The 5,707-nt window shown below is 43.6% G+C and carries 6 protein-coding genes; all 6 read left to right on the top strand.

Annotation, left to right across the window (positions count from 1 at the left end; all coding sequences use genetic code 11):
* A partial coding sequence (locus CAG65_RS11545; protein WP_161453731.1) for a pyridoxal-phosphate dependent enzyme occupies nucleotides 1–425 on the top strand: 425 nt, incomplete at its 5' end.
* Between the two features lies 1 nt (nucleotide 426).
* Nucleotides 427–1,449: a 2,3-diaminopropionate biosynthesis protein SbnB gene (sbnB, locus tag CAG65_RS11540; protein WP_161453730.1), complete on the top strand. Its 1,023-nt coding sequence runs from the start codon at nucleotides 427–429 to the stop codon at nucleotides 1,447–1,449.
* A gap of 2 nt (nucleotides 1,450–1,451) precedes the next feature.
* Nucleotides 1,452–2,414, top strand: a complete 963-nt coding sequence (locus tag CAG65_RS11535) for a TauD/TfdA family dioxygenase (protein WP_161453729.1) — start codon at nucleotides 1,452–1,454, stop codon at nucleotides 2,412–2,414.
* A gap of 12 nt (nucleotides 2,415–2,426) precedes the next feature.
* Entirely contained in the window at nucleotides 2,427–4,112 is a 1,686-nt protein-coding gene (locus CAG65_RS11530) for a non-ribosomal peptide synthetase (protein ID WP_161453728.1), read from the top strand.
* A complete protein-coding gene (locus CAG65_RS11525) occupies nucleotides 4,112–4,801 on the top strand; it encodes a thioesterase II family protein (protein ID WP_161453727.1) in 690 nt (229 codons plus the stop codon). Before CAG65_RS11530 ends, CAG65_RS11525 begins: the two co-directional genes overlap by 1 nt.
* A 7-nt stretch (nucleotides 4,802–4,808) precedes the next feature.
* Nucleotides 4,809–5,707, top strand: an 899-nt coding sequence (locus CAG65_RS11520; protein ID WP_161453726.1) for an ATP-grasp domain-containing protein, incomplete at its 3' end; no start/stop codon positions are given.

Below are 5,707 nucleotides of genomic sequence, written 5' to 3'. Positions count from 1 at the left end.
CAGGTACTCTTATGGGGTGTTCCGAATACTTTCGAGTTCATTCCCCCAATACAAAAGTAATTGCAGTGGACTCTGTCGGTTCCGTGACTTTTGGCGTGGAACCTGGGCCCCGATATTTGCCAGGGTTAGGAGCCAGCGTTCAACCTCCTTTTTTTAGTTCATTATATCTGGACATGCTAATACAAGTTCCCGAACAAGATGCTGTGAAGGTATGCCGCGAGCTAGCGGAAAGGTATGGCTATCTTGCTGGAGCGTCAACGGGGACCGTGTTGGCGGGTGTTAGAAGCATCAGCAGATTATTTAAGGAAACAGACAAAGTTGTCGCGATTTCCCCTGATCTGGGTAGTGGATACGTCAATACAGTATATAGCAATGAGTGGTGTGAAGAAAAATTTGGATGTTTAGTTAATGGTGAAAGTCAATAATATGCAAAAGCAATTTGAAGTTATCGGTGGTGAATACATAGAAAACGTTCTCTCCGAATGTAAGAAAGACATATTAGGTGTAATTGAATCAACATATCTGGCCCATGATAATGGTCTTACTGAAAATCCTGATAGTTATTTTTTGAGGTTTAAAGATAAGCCTGAAGCTCGGATTATCGCTTTACCGTCAACAATAAAAGATAGCAGACACTCAATTAATGTCGCAGGTATTAAATGGATATCGAGTTTCCCTAAAAATATTGAGAGCAATTTGCAGAGAGCCTCTGCGGCAATCTTACTAAATGATAGAGAAACTGGTTATCCATTTTGTTTGTTAGAAGGGGCTCAAATAAGCTCAACGAGGACATCTGCTTCAGCGGTTCTTGCAGCAAATTATTTATGCAAAACAGGAAAATCTGCTGCTCGTGTTGCGATCATTGGAGGCGGTGTTATAGCTAGAAATATCGTTGAGTTCTTCCATGCCGATGATTGGGAAATAGGTCAATTCGAAATCTTTGATCTATCGGAAGAAAATGCTCGAATGTTTTCAGATCATATGTCGAAAAAAACAGACCAGCATATAGAAATGAGCACGTCTTTAGAGGATGCACTGTCTGCGGACATCGTCGTTTTTACTACAACCGCCCCATCACCCTACTTGGAACCTAACTTCCGTTTCAACGCCAACCAACTTGTGCTTAATATCTCGTTAAGGGACATACCGCCAGAAACTATTCTTGCCAGCAACAATGTGTTTGATGATGTTGAACATTGTATGAAGGCAAATACATCTCCCCATCTAGCAGAGCAAATGACAGGCAATAGACGCTTCGCCAATGGAACCTTGGCGCAGTTTATATCAGATGGGCTGCCCTTGGATCCAAACAAGCCAACGATTTTTTCTCCTTTTGGTCTCGGTGTATTGGACCTTGCGTTGTCCATGTATATATACAATCACAAATCAGATTTGCCTGGACGATATTCTCTGAATGATTTCTTTCCCGACGTATCAAGGTGGGCCTAATAATGACCATCGAAAATTGCAATCTTTCCCTATTAGATGATCGCTATAGCCACATATACATGGTGACTCCTCAGACAGAGGGGCAAACCGTTGAGCAAGCTCTTTCAGGTCTGGATTTGGAAATTATCTTAGCGGATAAAAAATGTTTGTTGTTCCGAGGTTTTCATGTTGATAGCGATGATAAATTCAGCCAAATAGTTTCAACTCTAGCGCAGCAAGAGTTGAACTACAAAGAGCGTTCTACTCAACGTATACAGACAGCGAAAGGTGTGTATACGAGTACAGAATATCCAGCAAAAAAATTGATAGCTAATCACAGTGAAAATGCTTTTCAAAAAGTGGTGCCTGGCAAGATTTTGTTTTGCTCCTTGGTTGTCGCGGATTCAGGTGGCGAAACTCCGATTTCAGATAATAGGAAGATCCTTGATATTCTTCCCTCCGAAGAGGTTGCCAAGTTTCGTCAGAATGGCGTCATGTATCAACGTAACTTTGATGGAGGCTTTGATCTTTCGTGGCAAGAAGCATTTCAAACCGACAACCAGTCAGAGGTCAATCAATACTGCAATGACAACGACATCGAGTTTGAATGGCTTTCACCCACTCATTTACGTACGAAGCAAAAAAGGCACGCTATCATTAAACACCCGATAACGGGAGAGGAGCTTTGGTTTAACCAACTTCACCTTTTTCATGTCACAAATCTTGAACCTGCAATACGGCAAGCTTTGCTGTCGTCATTGGGCACCAATTTGTTGCCAAGGCATGCATTTTACGGCAATGGGGAGGAGATCCCTGATCATGTCGTTGACCAAATTAGATCAGCATTTATTCAGTCAGAAGTCGTATTTAAATGGCAAAAGGGGGATTTTCTCATTGCTGACAACTTGTTAGTTAGCCATGGCCGCAAGCCTTTTGAAGGAGAAAGGGCGGTACGAGTTTCCCTAATTGATCCGGTAACGATTTGAATGGAAATTAATATGTCCGAAAAGTATTTGCTAAAGGCCCTGGAAGACCAAGTTACTGCCCACCCTCATAAAATAGCTATTGTTGATGAAGAGGAATCACTGAGCTTTGCGGAGTTTTTTAGCCGTGTTTGTGCACTGTCCGAGGAGATATCCTGTCTTTCAAATGAAGGGGCAACAGTTGCTGTCAGCATGCCAAGAGGAGTTGATTTTGTCGTCGCCGCCTATGCAATTTGGAAGGCCAATAGGGTTTATGTTCCTTTGGATGATAACTGGCCAGATTCAAGAAAAGAGACCGTGCAGAAGTTAGCTGATTCTGAATTACTCATTGAATCAGGGAACATAAAAGTGTTGAAGCCAGCCAAGCTGGGGACCACCCAAGCGCACCACGCTTACATCATTTTTACGTCTGGCACGACTGGTACCCCAAAAGGGGTATTGGTTGGCCATGGGGCGTATGAACACCTTGTTAAAAAGCATCAAGACGATATTTACCAACCTTCCGAATTGTTAAACGGCAATGTTGCCATGAATGCCTCATTTTGCTTCGACAGCTCTTTGGAGCGATTGGCGCTTGTTGCTTTAGGGTACTCACTCCATGTAATTAGTGACAGCGTTCGGAAATCACCACAACTGCTTGTGGAGTACATTCGTAACAATGATATATGCAATATTGATTTGGTGCCGTCACATCTGAAGCTATTGCTTGATGTAGGTCTTGAAATATTGCCATCTCTGCGGTTGATCATTGTCGGGGGCGAAGCTATTGATCGCGATTTGTGGCTTCGTTTGGCCTCTTTGGATGCGAGTGTATACAACGTTTATGGCCCGACAGAAAATACTATAAATACATCAATTACTAAGATCTCCGGAGACTCGCCAACCATAGGGAGACCATTTGATGGTGTTGAATGCACTATTGTTAATGAAATCGGTGAATTGTGTGAAGTAGATGAAGCGGGTGAACTTTATGTTTCGGGTCGCCACCTTGCGGAAGGCTACTACAATGATCCGTTAAAAACTGAGCAGGCTTTTGTCTCCTTTAAGGGAACTCTTTGCTATCGCACTGGTGACTTAGTTAAAAGGGACTTCCAGGGCAACCTGCTGTTTTTGGGCAGGATTGATGACCAAGTTAAAATTAGTGGGTATCGCATTGAGCTTGAAGAAGTGCGACGTGCAATAGCAAATCTCACAGGAATTTCCGATGTGGCTGTATCTGTCGTTCAACGTGAAAAAAAGAGTTCTGCGCTACTTGCTTCTGTTGTATTGGATGATCATAGAGGTCTAGATATTGAAGCGTTAAAAGGCGAGCTAGCAAACACCCTTCCTAAATATATGCTCCCGACGTTTTGGCAAAGAGTGGAATGTGTTCCGCTTACAGAGAACCTAAAGTTGGATCACAAGTCTCTGTTAGCGTCTTGGGAAAAACAATCGACAACTTCCCCACAAGCCCAATTGGCGAGTGACTCTGATGACCTTTGTGAGAAAGTAAGGTGTGTTTGGCAACAGGTACTTGAACAACCAGACTTAGCTCTCGATACGCACTTTTTTACCGTTGGCGACTCACTGTCAGCGATGAGTTTGATGGTTGCTTTGGAAAAGTCTCTAGGTGTGCAATTGTCACTACCTGAGTTGTTTCAACATCCAACAATAAGTGCATTGGCAACCCATATAGAATACAAAAAAACGGAGGTTGCTTGATGGACGGACCGGTTGTTTTTTGCTTCCCCCATGCCGGCGGGGGGAGCCATCAATATCTGTCTTGGCAGAGCGAGTTCCCAGATGGTATGAGATGGGTCGCTATTGATAGGGCTGGTCGTTATTCGCGGAGTGGCGAGTTACCAAAGGAAAGGTTCGAGCACCTTGTGAAGGACCTCGTCGAACAGCTATTGCCCGAGATACCTAAAGGTCAGTTTGCGCTATTCGGGCACAGTATGGGGGGGGCCTTGGCATTTGAGGTGACAAGGGAGCTTGAGAGCAGAGGTTTTGCTCCCACGTGCCTTTTTGTATCCAGCACGGTTGCGCCGCCCGACCGAGATGAACATGGCTTCCGCTTTTTTGATATGGAAGATGAGCAGTTCATTGATCATTTGCTTTCGTTGAGTGACGAAGGTGAAAGTAGTAACAGAGAAGTGTTGCGTGCTTTTTTGCCGGATATCAGGGATGAGTACCGACAGTATCATCGGTATAACCCCGATAGGAATGTGATTCTAGAAACGCCTATTGTGGCTTTGTGTGGCGCAGATGAGCCTATCTGCGCGTCCATGGTTAATTGGAAGAGCTTTACCAGTGCTTTTCAAGGCGTATTTCAGTTTTCTGGCGGTCATTTCTATTGGAAAAAGAACCTTATCGAAGTTGCGGCCCTTATTAGTAAATACCTAAATTCATAGGGAAATTATGTCTGAAGTTCATAACAAGCATGTTATCGTCATTGTTGACGCATATACAGGTGGGAAATATTTGGTTCCCGCGTTCCAAGCTATTGGTTACAAAGTAATTCACGTTGAATCGCCATTCACTCCAGAATACTTTTATCAAGATAAGGAGCTCATAAGAAGGCGTTGTGATCAAACTATTATTTACAACTTAAATCTCAACGATCTTATTGAAACTTTAGCGGTGAATTCCATCAAAGCAGTGATTGCTGGTAGCGAAGGTGGGGTTGAACTGGCAGACGCGTTGAATGAGGCCTTTAGTCTTCCTTTTGCCAATGAATTTGCATTGTCCTGTGCCAGAAGGGATAAGTATGTAATGCAACATACGTTGGAACTAGCGGGTATCGCTTCTATCAAGCAAGTCAAGGCAAGTACATCGCTCGAGCTTGCTGATTGGCTGTCACACATCGATAATTGGCCTGTGGTGGTTAAACCCCTAAAGAGCGCTGGAACCGATAGCGTTTCGATATGCTATTCAAAAGAAGCGGCATTAGCTGCGTTTGACGGTATTATTGGTACTCAAGATTTATTTGGTGACACCAATACTTCGGTACTTTGCCAAGAATTTTTGGAAGGTGTCGAGTATGTGGTTAATGGAATAGCTAGAAACAACCACTACTTTTTTACTGAACTGTATGAATCGAAAAAGCGATTCGTGGAAGGTAATCCTGTCTACGATGAGCAAATCCTTCGCTATGTCAATGACGAGTGCTATGCACCACTAACAGAGTATACCCAGCTAGTATGCCAAGCACTTGGCATTAAAAATGGTGCATTCCATGCGGAAGTGATGTTGACAAAACGAGGTCCGGTGTTAATTGAAATCGGTGCCCGAGTTGCCGGAGGAGCGGACCCATATAT

The sequence above is a fragment of the Vibrio sp. V39_P1S14PM300 genome, from assembly GCF_009904765.1.
GTDB lineage: Bacteria > Pseudomonadota > Gammaproteobacteria > Enterobacterales > Vibrionaceae > Vibrio > Vibrio proteolyticus.
The sequence above is the reverse complement of the archived record's forward strand: the minus strand, read 5'-3'. Positions and strand labels throughout refer to the sequence as shown.

Bases quoted from the DNA above. Each gene is read 5' to 3' on its own strand.
- sbnB (WP_161453730.1), top strand. From the start codon at position 427: ATGCAAAAGCAATTTGAAGTTATCGGTGGTGAATACATAGAAAACGTT.
- CAG65_RS11525 (WP_161453727.1), top strand. From the start codon at position 4,112: ATGGACGGACCGGTTGTTTTTTGCTTCCCCCATGCCGGCGGGGGGAGC.
- CAG65_RS11535 (WP_161453729.1), top strand. From the start codon at position 1,452: ATGACCATCGAAAATTGCAATCTTTCCCTATTAGATGATCGCTATAGC.
- CAG65_RS11530 (WP_161453728.1), top strand. From the start codon at position 2,427: ATGTCCGAAAAGTATTTGCTAAAGGCCCTGGAAGACCAAGTTACTGCC.